The 18,882-nt window shown below is 51.1% G+C and carries 18 protein-coding genes; 6 read left to right on the top strand and 12 right to left on the bottom strand.

What is annotated here, in order from left to right:
* Window positions 1–58 precede the first annotated feature (58 nt).
* Together F1379_RS21105 and F1379_RS21100 are read right to left on the bottom strand one after the other, a co-directional pair.
* Window positions 59–961: a hypothetical protein gene (locus F1379_RS21105; RefSeq protein ID WP_150273646.1), complete on the bottom strand. Its 903-nt coding sequence runs from the start codon at window positions 959–961 to the stop codon at window positions 59–61.
* 204 nt (window positions 962–1,165) lie between these two features.
* The gene (locus F1379_RS21100; protein WP_150273644.1) at window positions 1,166–2,386 is read right to left on the bottom strand and encodes an IS701 family transposase; all 1,221 of its coding nucleotides are present in this window, start codon (window positions 2,384–2,386) and stop codon (window positions 1,166–1,168) included.
* Between the two features lie 249 nt (window positions 2,387–2,635).
* On the opposite strand from F1379_RS21100, the gene F1379_RS21095 reads away from it, so the two are divergent.
* Window positions 2,636–3,829 carry a site-specific integrase gene (locus tag F1379_RS21095; protein WP_150273642.1) on the top strand — a complete coding sequence of 398 codons (1,194 nt, stop codon included), beginning with the start codon at window positions 2,636–2,638 and terminating at the stop codon, window positions 3,827–3,829.
* Between the two features lie 204 nt (window positions 3,830–4,033).
* Complete coding sequence (locus tag F1379_RS30705; RefSeq protein WP_162551230.1) at window positions 4,034–4,324, top strand: DUF5316 family protein; 291 nt, start codon at window positions 4,034–4,036, stop codon at window positions 4,322–4,324.
* Between the two features lie 143 nt (window positions 4,325–4,467).
* Here the strand turns inward: F1379_RS30705 and F1379_RS21090 are convergent, their stop codons facing one another.
* The gene (locus F1379_RS21090; RefSeq protein ID WP_150273628.1) at window positions 4,468–5,190 is read right to left on the bottom strand and encodes a hypothetical protein; all 723 of its coding nucleotides are present in this window, start codon (window positions 5,188–5,190) and stop codon (window positions 4,468–4,470) included.
* A gap of 167 nt (window positions 5,191–5,357) precedes the next feature.
* Between F1379_RS21090 and F1379_RS21085 the strand changes: the two genes are divergently transcribed.
* Entirely contained in the window at window positions 5,358–6,263 is a 906-nt protein-coding gene (locus F1379_RS21085) for a LysR family transcriptional regulator (RefSeq protein ID WP_150273625.1), read from the top strand.
* Between the two features lie 137 nt (window positions 6,264–6,400).
* Here the strand turns inward: F1379_RS21085 and F1379_RS21080 are convergent, their stop codons facing one another.
* Complete coding sequence (locus F1379_RS21080) at window positions 6,401–6,601, bottom strand: hypothetical protein (RefSeq protein WP_150273623.1); 201 nt, start codon at window positions 6,599–6,601, stop codon at window positions 6,401–6,403.
* Between the two features lie 423 nt (window positions 6,602–7,024).
* On the opposite strand from F1379_RS21080, the gene proB reads away from it, so the two are divergent.
* The 3 genes from proB to proC are packed head-to-tail and all read left to right on the top strand — an operon-like array spanning window position 7,025 to window position 10,331.
* Complete coding sequence (gene proB / locus F1379_RS21075) at window positions 7,025–8,173, top strand: glutamate 5-kinase (protein WP_150273621.1); 1,149 nt, start codon at window positions 7,025–7,027, stop codon at window positions 8,171–8,173.
* A gap of 33 nt (window positions 8,174–8,206) precedes the next feature.
* Window positions 8,207–9,454, top strand: coding sequence for a glutamate-5-semialdehyde dehydrogenase (locus tag F1379_RS21070; RefSeq protein WP_150273619.1), 1,248 nt, complete (start codon window positions 8,207–8,209; stop codon window positions 9,452–9,454).
* A 16-nt stretch (window positions 9,455–9,470) separates the two neighbouring features.
* Window positions 9,471–10,331 carry a pyrroline-5-carboxylate reductase gene (gene proC, locus F1379_RS21065; RefSeq protein ID WP_275262630.1) on the top strand — a complete coding sequence of 287 codons (861 nt, stop codon included), beginning with the start codon at window positions 9,471–9,473 and terminating at the stop codon, window positions 10,329–10,331.
* Between the two features lie 139 nt (window positions 10,332–10,470).
* On the opposite strand, the gene F1379_RS21060 is transcribed toward proC, so the two are convergent.
* From F1379_RS21060 to F1379_RS21020, 8 genes are all read right to left on the bottom strand, one after another.
* Window positions 10,471–11,217 carry a DnaD domain-containing protein gene (locus F1379_RS21060; protein ID WP_150273617.1) on the bottom strand — a complete coding sequence of 249 codons (747 nt, stop codon included), beginning with the start codon at window positions 11,215–11,217 and terminating at the stop codon, window positions 10,471–10,473.
* Between the two features lie 20 nt (window positions 11,218–11,237).
* Entirely contained in the window at window positions 11,238–12,533 is a 1,296-nt protein-coding gene (gene asnS, locus F1379_RS21055) for an asparagine--tRNA ligase (protein ID WP_150273615.1), read from the bottom strand.
* Between the two features lie 24 nt (window positions 12,534–12,557).
* Window positions 12,558–13,766, bottom strand: a complete 1,209-nt coding sequence (locus F1379_RS21050; protein WP_150273613.1) for an acetate/propionate family kinase — start codon at window positions 13,764–13,766, stop codon at window positions 12,558–12,560.
* Window positions 13,763–14,635, bottom strand: a complete 873-nt coding sequence (locus tag F1379_RS21045) for a 3-hydroxyacyl-CoA dehydrogenase family protein (protein ID WP_150273611.1) — start codon at window positions 14,633–14,635, stop codon at window positions 13,763–13,765. The genes F1379_RS21050 and F1379_RS21045 overlap by 4 nt, the downstream gene beginning before the upstream one ends.
* A gap of 132 nt (window positions 14,636–14,767) precedes the next feature.
* Window positions 14,768–16,270 (bottom strand): AAA family ATPase, encoded by a 1,503-nt coding sequence (locus F1379_RS21040; RefSeq protein WP_150273609.1) that lies wholly within the window; start codon window positions 16,268–16,270, stop codon window positions 14,768–14,770.
* Window positions 16,263–16,805 (bottom strand): hypothetical protein, encoded by a 543-nt coding sequence (locus F1379_RS21035; protein WP_150273606.1) that lies wholly within the window; start codon window positions 16,803–16,805, stop codon window positions 16,263–16,265. Before F1379_RS21035 ends, F1379_RS21040 begins: the two co-directional genes overlap by 8 nt.
* Window positions 16,806–17,374: 569 nt before the next feature.
* Complete coding sequence (locus F1379_RS21025) at window positions 17,375–18,151, bottom strand: aminoglycoside adenylyltransferase domain-containing protein (protein ID WP_150273604.1); 777 nt, start codon at window positions 18,149–18,151, stop codon at window positions 17,375–17,377.
* Window positions 18,152–18,363: 212 nt separating this feature from the next.
* Entirely contained in the window at window positions 18,364–18,882 is a 519-nt protein-coding gene (locus tag F1379_RS21020; RefSeq protein WP_150273601.1) for a cell wall elongation regulator TseB-like domain-containing protein, read from the bottom strand.

Genomic DNA, 18,882 nt, shown 5'->3' with positions numbered 1-18,882 from the left:
CACTTGAAACAAAAATGTCCTCGAATTTTTGTTCGAGGACATTTTTTGTTGCTTTCTGTTAAACATTGGGGGCTGTAGTTGGAAATGTCGGAGTAGTCGCATTTAAATTTTTAGATTCATTCACTCTTGACCAGTACTCATTGGCTTTTGAAATCACAATAGTATTAGTTCCAGTTTTTGTATAATAATAATTATTCAAAGCCCCACCGGCCCATATTGTCAAGCAGTATTCTCCGGAGTAGTTATCATTTCTGTAATGGATGTATGGTCTAGTGCCCCAAACAGTCCAAGCAGGAATAGCAGCTCCTTGTGAAATTGAGGTTTGCTGTTCTGCTGAGCCACCTACAGTAAATCCAAATTTCTTTTTAATTTCATCAGAACCAGTCCAGTTTATGGTAAGGGAGACTTTTTGAGTTTTTGTATAGTTGATTGTAATCGGTACAGATGATCTATAGTTATCTTCAGAAAGCCATGTGGTGTTGTAGCGAACCATATAATTCTGGGAATCAAGATAAGGTCCTTTAGTCCAATCTTGCAAAACGACTTGCCCTTCGTAATAACTCATTGGAGAAATAAGAGAATCGCTTCCTTTTGTTGCTTCTGTTTCAATAATCTTGTTGAATATACCTTCAACGTTTGTGCCTGATTTATAAGACTTACTTAAGGATTCTTTTAATGCTTTCTTGTCCACGATCTTACCTGTAACTTCATCAATGCCATCTAAATCAACTTTCTCTACTCTAAGAAGCTTTTCTGAAGTAGGTGCTCCTTCATTGAAAACAATAGAAGACTCTAAGACATCTACAGTTTTTGGAGCACTAAGGACCTTTTCGGTGAATGGGTTACTGATCTTTACTTCTGCAGGCGAACTGTCCACACTTTCTTCAGCAGCATAAGCCGAACCACTAATTAACATCACAGAAGTAAACAACAAAAGCACGGTTTTTCTCATTACTTTCATTTAAATCCTCCTAAAATATGTATTGTGTTTCCATATAATTCTATAACTTTTTTTTACATTTGTAAATACCATTTCCTTATTTAATTAATTATTTTATTTTTTTATTTTGTGATTTTTTATACATATTTTTACTTGATTGTTGCGAAATCGACTTGAATGTCATGAAAAAGACAGAGCTGTAGTGTGTTAGGTAGTTCAGGCGCTTTAGGCAGAGAGTCGAAGCAGTTTGAGAATGTCGAAAAGAGGCTTCTTTTCCAGGGCTTGCTGATACACATAGACGATCATTTGCCCGAAATGCTCTTCTCGAATGCGGCGCACCACATCACCCAGCGTAAGATTTGGCGTCTGCTTCATCCACTCTTGCCGCTGACACTCCAAGAAGTTCTGCGTCAAGAACTGAATCGCCCAAAAGCGCTCAATGCCCTGAAGTGATAGCAATTGATAGTGGTCAAAGCCAAGCAGTTCCTTGAAGTATCGATACCCCGTCTCGATATTCCAGCGCACGTGATAGTACCTTTGGATGGTAACGAGATCCAGAGACAGATCCGTGCATAGGAGACAAACCTGCGGTTTGCTCGAAGCGGTGTATTCGTCCTTCCAGGACAAGAGCAGTTTGACATTTTCGATGTCACTCACCGGTCCCTCGTAAGGGTAGACCCAGTACCTCCCCTGATCCTCTACCATAACGGAGTGGAGGTCAGACTTGCGAATGTACTGCTGAGCAAAATCATCCAAAGGAAGGCTAATCCCTGCCGGACGAATCCGGCGATTAGTTTTGACGGCGGCAATGACATGAAATCCTTTGCGGTTACACGCGTTAACCACTTTTTCGCTGGTATACCAGCTATCCATGAGAACGTAGACCCGTTCATTTGTGGGAATGGGGAACGCCTCGACCATCTCTAACGCCAAATCATTTTTACTCTTAAAAGGTAGACGCTGAGCCTGGCAATACTTTTCGGAATAATAGGGCCGATAATCCCAGGCATATGAACCCTCTGCAGCAACCACATGTGTAGTGACCAGGCAGTGGCACCACACCGTTTTTCCGGCTTCGTGAGCATACTGAAAGCTGAGCCCCTCCATTTTGCGAGTCGACTTATCTTTCGTACAACACGTGTCGTCCACGATGAGAAACACGGGAGCACACGTATCGCCAGCTTTAGCCGAAATTCGTTTGATGATCCTTTCCATGCGTCGACGCTGCATGCGATTTACACACCACGGCGAATGATTCAGGAAATTCGTCGTGCTGCTTAAGTGACGATCGCCCTTGGCTGCATGCTGAATTTGAGTGATATTCTTCCGCCCGGCACAAAGAATAATGCCTTGACCGAGCGTAAACAAATGGCCCAGCTGCGGCTTTGACATCTGCAAATGGAGGGACAAAATGAACTTGACGATGGGCAGGTAGAGGGTTACCATATGAATGGGACATCTCCTTTATCTGGGAATTGTGGTTTGTGGTGAACAACAATTTCTCCAACAAAGCTGGATGTCCTTCTTCTGTCTGCCTATTCGATAAAAGCTCTACCCTTTTGACTTTAATTCCATTTGTTCGACAGCATGTTTTTTACAAGACTAAAGTAATTATTATAAATTTTTACACTTCATTAAGGAGGTGATGGAAGAGAGGACTAGCGCTTTGATCTAAGTAGAAGGGAGGAAAACAGGATGCCATCTTATGAGCACCGGGGAAAGAACTCATACCGCCTTACCGTGGAAACCGAAGCTGGCATAAACCAAAAGCGTGGCCGGGAACTAAAGACCGTCAAGGTGCCGGAGGGCCTTTCACCAAAGAAGCAGAAAGACTGGTTGGATGCGGAGTGGCACAAATTTAAAGCAGAGGTTGAAGCCGGCGCATATATCGCCCCAGAAAAAATGGTCTTCTCTGCATTCGTAGAGGAATGGAAGACCAAGCACGCCAAGGGCTTATATGCGGTGAAGACCGAGGAAATGAATGAATATCTGCTGGATAATCTCTTTCTCCCCCACCTGGGTCATTTCAAATTATATGATTTCAAAACAATGCATATTGTCAGCTTTATGAATAAGATTCCGTATCCGAAATTCAGAAAAAGCAAAAAGAAGAAGCCGCTTGCTCAATCAACAATGATATCTCTACATCGGCTATTGAAGAACATCTTTGAAGTAGCGGTTGCATGGAAAGTCATTACCTCTTCACCCATGGATGGACTGAAGTACCCAAAGCGCAAAAAAACTAAAGCGAATTGTTATAACAAGCAAGAAGCCCAGCAGTTGACGGTCCTACTTGATAAAGAACCCCTTGCTTTTAAGGTTATTATCGTTCTTGCAATCACTACTGGCTTACGCAGAGGAGAAATTGCCGGCCTTGAGTGGAGACACATTAATCTGGATAAGGGAACGATCACTATTGAGCAACAAATGGTTTACACCAAGAAGACTGGCCACACCATTACGGACCCTAAAACTCAAGACGCTAATCGCCTTGTCTCCATCCCTCAGCTTGTTGTGGACTTACTGAAGGAATTGCGAAAACAGAGTATTCGGGAGCGCGAAAAGTTAGGCAGCGAATGGAAAGGCGATGACCGTTTGCACGTCTTCACAACGGCGATAGGCTCACCCTATAGAGCAACCTATATTTCCAACCGATGGATTGAATTCATCAAGGATAGTGGATTGCGCTACATCAAATTTCATGAGTTACGACACACCAGTGCTTCATTGCTGATAAACAGCGGCGTTCATTCAAAAGTTGTATCTGATCGCCTTGGTCACTCAGACATTCGGATCACCATGAATACTTACGGCCACGTATTCGAAGAAGCTGAACATGCAGCTGCAGAAGTTTTCGATTCAATGCTTCGCACCAAAAGCAGCAAGTGATTTCCCGTCCCCAATATGTTCCCATTCATAAATACGACTACTCCAAACCCTTGATACACAAGGGGTTTGCCCTACATAATATCTATAGCTCTGATAGGTGTGGCCTATAAGGGGATGATGTGATTCCCTTTCACTCGACCAAATCCATATATTATAATATATTCTGTTATATGGTATATGAATGACGGATAGGAGGTGGATTATATGAGGCTCTTTTATAAATCTCTATTTTATGGATTTTCGTTCGCATTCATTATTTTTATCATTTCTTGGTTTGACCCAAAATTAGCTATAACCATTTCCGGTTTTTTGGGCGGCGGACTTTTAATACTTGCCATGATCTTCTCAGGATCACTAAACAGCGGTGACAGATTAAGGGCAAACTACAGCAGAGAAAGTAACGAAGAACGAAATGTGCGTTTTGAGGTCACCGGGACTTTTCTAAAGCTGGGAGTCCCCAGTTTAGCATTATGTATTCTTTTGTACTTTCTTTAACTTAAAAGCCAGACAAAGCCCCTTAACTCCACTCACAACGTTAACTCCTATGAGAAAACTCCAAGCCACCGAAATAAGCAGAGCTGCGATCTCTTAACCAGAGAAACGCAATTCTGCTTATTGTACATATTATGGTGGATGCCCTATTCTCCCTCAACCGTCGACAAAGACACCGTCAACCACGGCGCAAAGCCGCTGGACACCTCGCCCTTCGGGTTGTAAATGCGGAAAAGGTACGCGTCCCCGGCCTGATTCTTCCAGACCATATAGTCCGTCAAGTCTTCTGCGCCGCTGACCTGCAGGTAAAGCTCTGCGTAGCGCATAGGATGCTCAATCAGATCTCCGCTGTAATCCTGAGGTGTTCCGGCGGCAGACAGTTCTTCCTGGCCTTGCTGCTTCAATGCGGCGAGGTCATATCCGGAAGGCAGCGGTTCTATCTCCGCATAATATCCGGGATCTTCAGTCAATGAAAGCCGGCTTGCCGCCGCATCCAAGGTAAACCCGTCAAATACATACAGCGAATATCCATCACCTTGTGTAAGTGTGCCTGTTTGCGCTGGCACCCCTCCCTCTAAGGCATCAAAGGATTGCGTAGCAGGGCGGTTCCCCGTATGCGTTCCGCTTCCTTCAGGGCTTGCAGACGACCGCCCGCCGTTACCCTCCGGGCTGGCCGAAGCCTGTGCTCCTGTTTCTTCGGGAGTTTGCATCGGCTCAGGCGAAGCTGTAGCTTCAGTAACCGGAGTTGAGGCCGTAGCAGTGGCCGCAGGCCCCGTTTCGTTAACCGCATCATTGTTGCTGCACGCCCCCAGAATTAAGGCAGGCAGCAGAATGCAGGTTGCTGTTATCGGTAGCAGTGATTTCTTCATCGTCATAGACCTCCTTAGCTGAATATAGATCATTACCCATATTTCTGAACAAATATGTATGAAACTTCGGATAACCCGCCGTAACGCACTCTAATGTAAGCACGATACAAAAAGCGCTTCCCGTAGGCTATACTTATAAGTAACGTTTATTTACAAGGAGTGCCGCAATGGAATTCAGACAACTGCAGTACGCACTGCAAATCGCAGCGGAGCGCAACTTCTCGCGCGCCGCCGACAAACTGCATATCGCCCAGCCCTCGCTCAGCCAGCAGCTCTCGAAGCTGGAGAAGGAGCTGGGAGTTGTACTGTTTCAGCGTAACACCAGTTCCGTGGAGCTGACCTATGCCGGCCAGGTATTCGTCGAGAAGGCCGGGTCGATCCTGAGCGCTGTAGAACTGCTGCGCCAGGAGATGTCCGATATCTCGCAGCTGCGTACCGGCAGCGTGGTGGTCGGGAGCATGCCGATCACAGGTGCACATCTTCTCCCCCATGTGCTGCCCGTCTTCAAGCGCAAATATGCCGATGTGGAAATCACGCTGCTCGAAGATACGTCGATGAACCTGGAGAAGCTGACGGCAGGCGGCCAGACGGACCTCAGCCTGCTCTCGCTGCCGCTGGATATGCCTGCGCTGACCTATGAGGTGCTGGGGGAAGAACGGATCGACCTGGCTGTGCCCGCCGAGCATCCGCTCTCTGTAAGACAGTCCTCCGGCGAACGCACGAAGCTCGAGGAGTTGAAGGACGAGCCGTTCATCGTCCTCAAAGAAGGACAAGGCTTCCGGACCATGACGATGGAGCTCTGTCAGGCAGCGGGATTTGAACCGCGAATTGTGTTCGAGAGCAACAATATGGAGACGGTGCAGTCTCTGGTGGCCGCCGGTATGGGCGTCACGCTGGTGCCGCATTTTATCGCCCGCGCGCCCCGCAGCGAATTCGTTCCGGTCTATCTGCCGCTCGCGGAGCCTGTACCGAGCCGGACACTGGTCATCGCTTACCGGAAGGGACGGTATATGTCCAAGGCGGCAGAGGCTTTTATCGAGACGTTTAAGTCGGTAGTCGCCGGGCTGCAATAGCAGGCTGGCTGAATAAGGAGAGGCAGCAATCCTCTCCCTCCCACACAAAATGCCCTTACCGCTCTATTTAAGAGCCATAAGGGCATTTTGTGTTGATACAGCTTCTATTTTACCTCGGCTTCACGCCTCGTCCATTCCTACTTACGCAAATTATGCTGCGAAATCATCCGGTTCTGCTGGTCGGGCACACGGGCGGTATGCTCATCCACAGGACCCGGCGTCCGGCTATCCGGCGCTTCCTCTGCAACAAACTCACGGATCTTCTGACTTTGGAACTCCGCAGCTTCCGCAGAATTGAGCGCTTCCTCCGTTTGAATATCATCGGTATGCTTGCTCATTGGCTTCCACCTCCTGTCAACAGGGTATAAATACTTTACCCGTTCACAGGGCGGATAAACACCGCTAATTCCTTAACAACACCGCCCGCTCCGTATTTTCCAGTGCAACCATCCAATTATTGTTTTTCCTTTGCAATGCGCAAGTTTGCGTGTTATTCTATACAATAATTAAAGCGAGAGCTTACATAGAAACGTGATGACGGGACCAGTACGAAGGCGATGCGGCGTATCAGAGAGTAAATTCCACCGGCTGCGAGAATTTACCGCCTGCCCTTTCCGAAACCTATCCCCGAACGGCCGGCGACTTAAACCGGACAGCACGCCCCTGTTACCGGGCTTGAAGTTGGATGGCTCCAGGCCATTAATGAAGGTGGTACCGCGGAAGTGAAACTTTCGTCCTTTTTGCATATTGTTGCATAAAGGATGAAAGTTTTTTTATTTTACCAGAATAAAGGGGGAATTGCTGTGGAACGGCGAATCGTCGTTAAAATCGGCAGCAGCTCGTTGACCTCGCCGGTCGGCGGGCTGGATCGTGAAGCTGTACATTATTTTGCTGCCGAGTTATCGAATCTGCGCACTGCCGGTTATGAGGTGCTGCTCGTCACCTCCGGTGCTGTGGCCGCCGGATTTCGTGAAATCGGCTATGCCGAGCGGCCCAAGCTGCTGCATGAGAAGCAGGCTGCCGCTGCGGTCGGACAGGCGCTGCTTATGCAGGCCTACCGCGAGGCATTCGCCGGCTTCGGTATTGCCGCAGCACAGGTGCTGCTGACACGGGCTGATTTTCACAGCCGGAAACGGATGGGCAATGCCAGTATGGCTGTCGAAGAGCTGCTGAAGCAAGGCGCTGTGCCGATTATTAACGAGAATGACACGGTCTCTATAGATGAGCTGAAATTTGGCGACAACGATACACTGTCTGCGCTGGTAGCCAATCTGATCAAAGCCGACCGGCTGCTCATTCTGACAGATACCCCCGGACTCTATACCAAGGACCCCCGTTACCATGCCGATGCCGTGCACATTGCCTCCGTAGAGGAAATTACAGAACAGATCTACGCCTTGGCTGGCGGCGCCGGCACCGCCGTCGGTACAGGCGGGATGCGTTCCAAGCTCGATGCAGCCAAAATTGCCGTACGCGGCGGCATCTCTGTGTTCGTCGGCAAAGCGCAGAAGACCGGTGAATTGCTTGCAGCGGCTTCCGGCAGCGGGCGGGGTACCTATTTCAACACCAGGCTCTCCGCCCTGCCACGCAAGAAGCAGTGGCTGGGCTTTCTCTCCACCCCGCTTGGCTCGCTGACCGTCGATCCCGGAGCCGAGGAAGCTCTGCTGCACGGCGGCAAAAGCCTGCTGCCCGTTGGAGTCCGCAGTGCCCAAGGCCAATTCCGCAGCGGGGACGTGGTCGAGGTGCTGAATCGGGGCGGCGAGCTTCTGGGACGGGGAATTATTAATTATGACCACGAGCAGCTCAGTGAAATTTATGGACTGCCCAGCACCGAAGCGGCCCGAAAGATCGGCATTCCACACCGGCTGGAGGTTATCCACCGCGACGAATGGATTTCTTTGAAATCCTGATAAATCCCATCTAAATGGAGGTTGAATATTCTTATGAGCGAAGTTATTCAGAAAGCACAGCTTTCCGGCCAAGCCGCCATTGTCCTTAACCGCCTTAGCACCGCCCAGAAAGACGCAGCGCTGCTGGCTGCGGCAGACGCCCTCTTGGCGGGTACCGCAGCTATCATAGCAGCGAATGAAGAGGATTTACAGCGCGGACGGATAAACGGCACCTCGGAGTCCCTGCTCGACCGTCTGGCGCTTAACGAATCACGGATTGCCGGCATTGCCGAGGGCTTGCGGCAGATCGTGGACCTGCCCGATCCGGTCGGCGAAGTCCTGGATACGCTGGAGCGGCCCAACGGCATGCTAATCACGAAGAAGCGGGTTCCGCTGGGCGTGATCGGCATTATCTATGAAGCCCGTCCAAATGTCACCGTCGACGCCTTCGGCTTGTGTATTAAGACCGGCAATGCCGTTGTCCTGCGCGGCGGCTCTTCCGCCATCAGCTCCAACCGCAAAATTGTCGAGCTCATTCATGACGCTCTTGCCAAGTCTGACGTTCCGGCGGAGGCATTGCAGCTGATTGAAGATACCGACCGGCGCTCCGTGGATGAGATGCTGACAGCGAACGGGCTGCTGGATGTCGTCATTCCGCGCGGCGGCAGTGCGCTGATCCAGCATGTCGTCAAGAACGCTACCGTGCCTGTCATAGAGACGGGAGCCGGCATCTGCCATACGTATCTCGATGAATCTGCCGGTCTCCAGATGGCGCTGGCCATTGCCCTGAATGCCAAGGTTCAGCGCCCCTCCGTATGTAATTCAATGGAGACGCTGCTGGTGCATGAACGGTTTGCAGAACAGTATTTGCTTCAACTTGCCGAAGCCTTCCGGGAAGAAAAGGTGGAGCTTAGAGGCTGTGCACGGACCCAGGAGCTTATCTCCTGGGCGAAGGAAGCCACTGAGCAGGATTACGCTACCGAGTATAATGACTACATCCTTAATGTGAAAATTGTAGCTAATCTAGATGAAGCTATAGCGCACATTACCCGCTTCGGAACTAAGCATTCCGAATGTATAGTGACCACAAATGAACAGCATGCATCAATATTTTTACAAGAGGTGGATGCCGCAGCGGTCTACCACAATGTATCCACCCGCTTCACCGACGGATTTGAATTCGGCTTCGGGGCGGAGATTGGAATCAGTACCCAGAAGCTGCATGCCCGGGGACCGATGGGACTGCCGGCTTTAACATCCACCAAATATACGATCCAAGGTAACGGCCAAGTCCGGCCTTAACAGGGAGGTTATCAATTTGAATTTCTCGCCTTTGCAGAGTAATGAGAAGATCACATTTTATGGCGCAGGCTCGATGGCGGAAGCCATTGTCCGGGGAGTGATTGCCCGTCAAGTGGCGCAGCCGGTCCAAATTGCCATGTTCAACCGCAGCAACCAGGAACGGTTGGAATTTCTGTCCGGCAGCTATGGTGTGCGGACAGCCGCCGCGCAGGCAGACAAGGACGAAATGCTACGCGAGGCTTCTATCATCTGTCTGGCAATGAAGCCCAAGGATGCCGGTGAGGCGATTAGCCGGATGCGGCCGCTGGTATCCGATCATCAGCTGATCATTTCGTTTATTGCCGGCCTCTCGGTCGCCACGATCCAGCAGCTGCTGGGCCGGAACCTGCCCGTGGCCCGGGCGATGCCGAATACCTCCTCCTCCATCGGCCAGGGGATGACCGGCATTTCTTTCTCGCCGGAAGTAAGCGAGGAACAGCAGCGTACAACTGTCGCCTTCTTTGAATCGGTAGGTGCAGTAGCGGTGATAGAAGAGCAGCAGCAGGAGATCCTGACCGGAGTATCCGGATCGGGTCCGGCTTACATCTATTACATGATGGAAGCGATGATTGCAGCCGGCGTGGAGGGCGGATTGTCTCCTGAACAATCCCGTACTCTGACGGAGCAGACCGTGCTGGGTGCTGTCATGATGATGCGTGAAACGAAGGAAGACCCGGCGTTACTCCGCAAGGCTATTACCTCACCGAACGGATCTACCCAGGCGGCCATTCAAGTATTGTCCGACGGCAATTTTACGGAGCATGTCAAAGCCGCAGTGCTCCGGGCGGCAGAGCGTTCACGTGAGATGGGTGAAGAAGTCCGTAAGGCCCTCCAATAGATCAACTATATTGCAATAAAATATTAAGGCATTATCACTGCCGTCGCCATTGGCCACAGCTGTGATAATGCCTTTTTGTGTTACCAAAATAAACGGACCCCAGGCTTCGTTAATAGAAGCCTGGGGCCCGACTATGACACTACCGTCCGCCGGTGCGGAAGCGCTGGGTGTACGCTTTGGCGTCCTCCGCCGTCTTCACCCGGTTACGCGACCATTCCAGCAGAATCCGGTCGATGTAGCGGAAATGTACCTTGCCCGCGAATACCGACTCCTTCAAAGCGAGCAGGATCAGGTCCTCCGGATAGCGGTCCTGGTCCACCCAGCCGGAGATGGTCTCGCATTCCATCGGCGAGAGCGGACGGCCGAATTCCTTCTCGAAGATTCCGAACAGGCTGCGGCTCTCCTCCGGCTCAGCGCCTGCTGCCGCTGCGGCGGAATAATAGCCGTCGCTGCGGGCTCCTCCCGCCGGATTGCCGGCGGGAGAGCGGTCTCTCAGTCCACCCGGCGACGCCTCTGACTCAAGATCCGCCAGATAGGCGCCCAGCTTGCCATACAGTCCGGAGAAATTGTAGCGCTCATAGTGGATGCCCCGCAGATCGTCGATATCCTCGTCGATACTGAGGAAGCCATCCTTCATGAGCTTCTGCAGCTCCCCGGATATCGCAGCTGCGCTGCGGCCGGTAACGGCCTGCAGCTCCTCCAGCGAAGGAAAATCCACGGCTTCCACCTGCCGGAAGGCCAGCAGATGGATCAGCAGCATCGCTTCGCTGCCGGTAAGCCCCAGCTTGCGGTAATGCTTCAATAACGCATAGGGAATGACGGCCATTCCGTTCTCCAGGCCGAAAGACACGCCTTCGCCCCAGGTTGTCCATCTTTTGCCGTCCATAGAACTCCCCCTCAACACTGTTACGGGTAGAGACGGTACAGCGTACGAGGGAATGGAATGGTCTCACGCACATGGTCCAGTCCGCAGATCCAGGCCACTGTACGTTCCAGCCCCAGGCCGAAGCCGGAGTGCGGCACGGTTCCGTAGGTGCGCAGATCCATATACCATTTATAGGCGTCCATGGACAGATTGTGCTCCTCGAACCGCTGCTGCAGCAGCTCAGGATCATCAATACGCTGGGAACCCCCGATAATCTCCCCATAGCCCTCCGGCGCGATCATATCCGCACACAGCACGACCTCCGGACGGTTCGGGTCCGGTTTCATGTAGAAGGCTTTGAAGGACGCCGGATAATGGGTGATGAATACCGGCTTGTCATGCGCTTCGGCAATCGCCGTCTCATGCGGTGCTCCGAAATCATCGCCCCAAGTGAATTCATGACCGTTGTCGTTCAGGAATTTGACCGCTTCGTCATACGTAATGCGCGGGAACGGAGCCTTGATGTTCTCCAGCTTGGAAATATCGCGGCCGATCGTCTCCAGCTCCGCACGGCAGTTCTGCACGACGGACTGTACGATGAAGCTGATAAATTCCTCCTGCACACGCAAGCTCTCTTCGTGGTCGGTGAAGGCCATCTCCGGCTCGATCATCCAGAACTCGATCAAGTGACGGCGGGTCTTCGATTTCTCCGCACGGAAGGTCGGACCGAAGGAGTACACCCGGCCGAGCGCCATGGCAGCAGCTTCCATATAAAGCTGGCCGCTCTGTGTCAGATAGGCATCCTCGTCGAAATATTTGGTATGGAACAGGTTGGTTGTGCCTTCCGCCGACGTCGGGGTCAGAATCGGAGGGTCAACCTTGGTGAACCCGCTCTCGTTGAAGAACTGCTGAATCGCCCGGATAATTTCGGCGCGAATGACCAGAATTGCCCGCTGCTTGTTGGAGCGCAGCCAGAGATGGCGGTGATCCATCAAATAATCGATGCCGTGCTCCTTCGGGGTGATCGGATAATTCTCGGTAAGATGCAAAATTTCAATGCCGGTAACCGTCATTTCATAGCCGGACTGGCTACGGGGTTCTTCACGGATGATACCGGTCACATACAGTGAGCTTTCCTGGGTAAGGCTCTTGGCGGCTTCCCAGACTTCTTCCGGCACTTCGGATTTCACGACAACACCCTGGATATAGCCGGTGCCGTCCCGAAGCTGCAGGAACTGGATTTTGCCGCTGGAGCGTTTGTTGTTCACCCATGAACCGATGACAACCGTTTCCCCGACATGCTCATTCACGCGTTTGATTACAGTCTTGTTAGCCATGCCTACTTAATCTCTCCTCTGAATTTAGCCGTTAACTCCCTGCACAATACGATACGTATCGCGTGCAATCACAAGTTCTTCGTTCGTCGGTACAACCAGCACCTGTACCTTCGAATCGGCTGTAGAGATGCGGCGCGGATCGCCGGAGCGGACCTTGTTGGCTTCCACATCGAGCTGGATGCCCAGGAAGGTCAGCTGGTTCAGCACTTTCTCGCGCAGCAGCGATGCGTTCTCGCCGACACCGGCGGTAAATACAATAACATCGACGCCGTTCATGGCAGCCGCATAAGAACCGATATATTTGCGCAGGCGGTATTCATACATTTCAAAAGCAAGCGTGGAGTTAGGCTCGCCCTTTTCCGCACCATCAATAATATCACGCATGTCACTGCTTACGCCAGAGATAGCCAGAAGGCCGCTGTGTTTGTTGAGCATGGAGTTCACTTCGCCTACAGACAGCTCTTCCTTGTTCATCACATAAGGAACGACAGCCGGGTCAATGTCACCGCTGCGTGTACCCATCATCAGGCCTTCCAGCGGAGTCATCCCCATGGAGGTGTCCACGGAAACGCCGCCGTCAACAGCCGTTACGCTGGCGCCGTTGCCGATGTGGCAGGTGATAATCTTCAGGTCTTCGAGTGGACGGTCCAGATATTCGGCAGCAGCTTTGCTTACGAAATCATGGGAAGTACCGTGTGCGCCGTAACGGCGGACTTTATATTTGTTGTACAGCACGCGCGGAATAGCGTACATATAAGCCTTCTCAGGCATCGTCTGATGGAAGGCAGTATCAAATACGGCAACCTGCGGCACGCCCGGCATATTAATTTCCGTTGCAGTGATGCCCATAACGCCCGCCGGATTGTGCAGCGGAGCAAGGTCGAACAATTGGCGGATTTTGTGCTTCACTTCGCCTTCCACCAGTACGGATTCATTAAAGAATTCACCGCCATGTACGACACGATGTCCGACGGCGTTGATTTCTTCGATGGAGGCAATCACGCCGTGCTCGCTGTCGGTCAGACAGGCCAACACTTTGCGGATCGCTGTATTATGTTCCAGAATTTCGCTGACTTCAGTCACTTCCGGCTTGCCGGTTGGTTTGTGGGTCAGGATCGAGGAGTCCATCCCGATGCGCTCCACCAGGCCTTTGGCCAATACGGATTCGTCAGTCATATTGTAAAGCTGGTATTTGAGGGAAGAGCTCCCCGAGTTAATTACGAGTACATTCATATCCGGTCACCATCCTTGTCATACTTGAAGAAGCCTTCGCCAGATTTCGTTCCGAGCTGTCCTGCACGCACCATCTTCTTGAGAATGGTCGACGGACGGTATTTCAGCTCGCCGTACTCGCGGAACATATTCTCGAGGGCAGCCAGAACGGAGTCAAGGCCGAAACGGTCGGCCATCTCCAGCGGTCCATTCTGGAACTGGTAGCCGATACGCATAGCATCATCGATGTCTTCAGGCGAAGCAACGCCCTCCTGGAGCACATGCATAGCTTCGTTGATGAACAGGCAAATAAGGCGTGAAGTTACAAATCCCGGGGATTCGTAAATCATTACGCCTTTCTTCTCGACGATTTCGTCAACAAAGGCTTTGGTGTTCTCGAAGGTCGAATCGGAAGTCTTCAGGCCGCGTACGATTTCGACAAGGTCAACTTTACCTACAGGATGTATGAAATGCATGCCGATTACGCGTTCCGGGTACAGCGTCGAGCTGGCAAGCTCAGTCAAGCTAAGCGTCGACGTGTTGCTGGCCAGAATGATATGGTTCGGACACACCTGATCAAGCTGATTGAATACCTTTTGTTTTTCTTCTAAATCTTCAGTAATGGTTTCGATGACCATATCGCAGGAGCTCAGCTCGGCGAAATGTGTCACTTTCTGGATACGGCTGAGAATCAGCTTCTTCTCGGCTTGGGTAATCGCCCATTTCTCCAGTTGCTTGTCGAGACTGGTCTCGATCATTTCATAAGAATAGTCCAGTCTTTCTACGGTTTTCTCCACCAGCATAACATCCAGGCCCTTGGCTGCCAGCATTTCGGCAATCCCCTGACCCATTGTGCCACCGCCGATGACACCAATTTTCTTAAACTTCATAACAAAGTCTCCATCCTTTCGGTATCTATACCTTAGTATTGTACCTTTTCTGTCGAAAAAAATTAATAAGCCCGACATATAATAATATCTTAGCATGTCTCAAAAGTAAAAAAAAATAACCGGCATAAATATTTATGCCGGTAATTTTACACTGTCACGAAATTGACAACGAAATTGCTCTCCGGAAAGAACTTCTTCCTTCATTAAAATGTCAATGGAGTAATCAAATACATGCCGCTGATTTTCAAGCAGCTCCCGCGTGCGGATCATCAGCTCGTCCAGGATTTTGCTGTTCTCTTTCATCAGCTCTTCCGTCGTCACCATCTGCAGGTTAGCGATACCCAGCGAGGTCAATCCGGATTTCATCATCGTCTCTACGATATTCAGCGCCTGATCAAAGTCACCGCGCGAGCCGGTACTCCGTCCGCCATAGAAAATCTCTTCCGAAGCGGCTCCGCCGAGGGCGATCATGATTTGCTGCTCCAGGAAATCCTTGGTGTACAAATACTGCTCGGCTTGCGGATTGTGACGCACATACCCCAGAGCCTGTCCGCGAGGTGTCAGCGTTACCTGGCTGACGCTTCCCGGGCGCAGCAGTTCGGCCATAATCGCATGTCCAAGTTCATGTATGGCAACACGCTTCTTCTCTTCCTGATTGGTCTCACGGTCCGTCTTCTCGCCCATCATGACCTTGTCGATCGCCATCGACAAATGCCGCTGCTCCACCTGCGACAGATTCTCGCGCATCATGTAGATGGCGGCTTCGTTCATCACACTTTCAAGCTGGGCGCCGGAGAAGCCATAGGCTTCCTCCGCAATCTTGTCGATGTTTACATCCGGATGCAGCGGCTTATTCTTGGCGTGCAGCTCCAGAATCGACTTGCGGCCTTTCTTGTCCGGCATATCGACCTGAATATGGCGGTCGAAGCGGCCGGGGCGCAGCAGCGCCGAGTCCAGCATTTCCTTGCGGTTCGTTGCGGCGATGAGCAGAATACGCGGAGTATCGTTATTGTAAATGCCGTCCATTTCCGTCAGCAGCTGATTGAGCGTCTGATCGTATTCACGCTGCTGTCCGCCTTCGCGCTTGCCGCCGATCACATCAATTTCATCGATAAAAATAATCGCACTTTGCTTGTTCTCTTTCTGCGCACGGTTACGGGCATCCTTGAACAAATCACGGATACGGCCCGCGCCTACGCCGACGTACATCTCTACGAATTCACTGCCCGATGCGGCAACGAAGACAGAATTAGTGTAATGCGCTGCAGCCTTAGCCATCAGCGTCTTGCCGGTTCCCGGGGGCCCTGTCAGCAGAATACCCTTGAGCGGCCGGATACCGAATTTCTTGATTTCCTCATGACGGATCAGAAAGTCCAGCGCCTCGCGCAGCTCCTGCTTGGCATTGTCCTGGCCGCCGATTTCTTCAAAGGTCAGCTTGGCCGGACCGCTCTTCTTGCGCTTCTTGTCGGCACTTGCGCCTACCGCAAGCCCTCCGCGCATATGGGTAATTAACAGAAGTGCAGCAACCATTCCGGCTGCAATCACAAGTGGCAGAATGTTAATCCCGACAAAAGCCATAAATATAAGCAGCACCGGAGCAAATCCGATCAGCGCTTCCTTCCACCATTTAGGCATTGTTCCACACTCCAATCTTTGCCGGAACCCGCGGCAGAATGATAAACTTGCTGTCCGAACCGTTGCTCAGGCTGACGTAGACATTGTTGTCGTCAATTTCCGTTGTCGCCGTTATATCTTTATACTGGTCGTTCTGTCCCTTGAGACTGTCCAGCTTGGCCGGAATCAGCGTATATTTACCGCTCTCCATAGCCTCGGCCACCGAAAACATCGCCTGATCCCAATAACCGTCCAGCAGCTCGCTTGATTTCTGTTCGACATCCAGCTTCAGCGCCCGGCTGCCAATCGCCGACTTGCCTTCGGCAGACACATATTGCACCAGCTCACGCAATTTTGTACCTGGAGCCAAATCAAGTTTCAAAGTAACCTCGTTGCGGTTAATAGATATATGTGATTCCTGAACACCTTCATAATCCGACACAATTTGCTTCAGCGGCTCCTGCACTGCGTATTGACGGTAGACATACCAACCGCCGAATAGCAGCAGGGCAGATACAACAGACGTTAGCAGTACAGGCATAAGACGCAGCTTCAAGAAACGTCCTCCTCTCAAAATGAAAAACAAATATATATTTATTCTTTAAATTATAAACATGTTGGTAGACCGCTTAAGGACTGACATGTTCTTTAGCATGTCTCGGTACAAGTAGTAGTATATCATAGGTGTATATACGATTTGGTATAAAAGTGTGAAAATATTTAAAATTTTTTGATTCTAATTTCTGGCGGTTGCATTCTTTTCAGGGAGATGAATCGTTAGGTCGCAAAACCAGGAATATCGCTGAAATAAGAGCTATACGGTCCGGTCCGTTCGCAACAGCTCGGTCGGTTCATCTGCCCCAGTGTGTCTGGAGAAGTTCAGAATAACCGGGGAGTCCGGGGAGTCCGGGGAGTCCGGGGAGTCCGGGGAGTCCGGGGAGTCCGGGGAGTCCGGGGAGTCCGGGGAGTCCGGGGAGTCCGGGGGTTCCGGGGCCACTGTAAACTAAAAACGCCGGGCAGCGATCCTCCACTAAAGGGAGAATAACTGCTCGGCTAATTTATTGTTCTAAAGTTTGGCATTCAATGTTGTAAATACTACTTTGGGGACTGTCTCCTTGGATTGGTTTACCCTTCGACTGCTTGCGCCATCGCCTGGTGAATCTCACCCAGCATATAGCGGGCAAACCCTGTCAGCTCTTCTTCATCCACTGTTCTTCCGGCATCGTTCCCCGCATATCTGTCGAGAGCATACTGCACTAGCTCGTGATAGAGCACAGGCAAGGTATTAAGCCCCCATACCCCGCCTTCCTGCTTGGAGAGTACAACTCCGTCCCGCAAATATCCAAGCACCCGGCACAGATTCAAGGTGTAATACACCGGCTGCTTGGCAATCTCTTCTACTGCATTCTCAATATCCGATACAATCGACTGGACATACCACCCTTTATCTACAGGACTAAAAGCCTCTTTGGGCTCCGCACCGTACAGGGCAATCCCCCGATGATAGACGACCGTGAAATGTGCCGCCAGATCCGCGTCTCCAAATCCGCCGCAGATGTAATTCTCGTCTTCCTTGTACCTGGTAAGATGGCCATCGGAGAAATGAAACTCAAAGGGCGCCGGATGCTCGAATTCACGCAAATAACGGCTAAGTACAATGCTGAGCTCAATGCCGCGCGGTGTCGGTATGCTCTCATGCAGCAATACTACCCGCCGGGCGAGACGTTTCAGCACATCCGGACTCAGCGGATGGAAGACAACGATCAGCAAATCAATATCGCTTTGAGCCGGATGAAAGCTCCCCATAGCCAACGAGCCATGCAAATAAACGCCGACCAGATTATCAGCCAATTCCTCCTGAAACAGGCGTACCGACTCGTCTAAAACCGGTTGTATTTCCAAAATAACTCCTCCATTACCCCCAGCCTTCCGCAGAATCAGCCGGAGAGATTGTATATAGTTAATCTATCTGCTTTGATATAACTTTCCGCATCAAACTTTCTATAACATATCATCAGCCAGAGCGGAAATGAAGGACAAGAATAATTAAATCTAAATTATCCTTCTGCACAAACAGGCGGCCCATTGGGCCGCCTGTCACAGTGTAAATAGAGCTAGCTATTCGGCAAATCATACCCTTCCCCAATCTCCGAGCCGTCGGAGAACCGGAAGAAGCGGTAATAATACCGGCCGTCCTGCTCATAAAAGAGCTGCCAGGCGTACTCGCCGTTGAACACGCCCGGCAACAGACGCTTGATCTCGATTCCCGGGAGCCTCTCGGCAATAATGGCGCGGATCTGCTTCTCAGAGGTTCCGCTGTCCGTATTGGTGGCATAAATGTCATTGACGCCTCCGGCAGGCTGGCCGTCGCCGGTAAACCTTACCCAGACCATCATATCCGTACCCGCTTCATTCTTGCCCGTCATGACCCAGTAGATGGAGTTCTCGTCCCAGACCGACTTCTGCGATTTCGTGATCTCGGCCAGGCCCGCTTTCGACTTCGCGACTTCCTCGGCAGCGCTGCGCTCATTCCACTGGTCTTTCATAATATAGACATAGAACCGGCTGAGCCCGAGCACAATCAGCAAAAAGGCGGCAATCCCCAGCAGGATCCATTTCTTTCTTTTTCTCAA

It is taken from the genome of Paenibacillus tepidiphilus (assembly GCF_008635795.1).
GTDB classification, from domain to species: Bacteria; Bacillota; Bacilli; order Paenibacillales; family Paenibacillaceae; genus Paenibacillus_AQ; species Paenibacillus_AQ tepidiphilus.
This window is presented reverse-complemented; position numbering and strand designations above follow the sequence as displayed.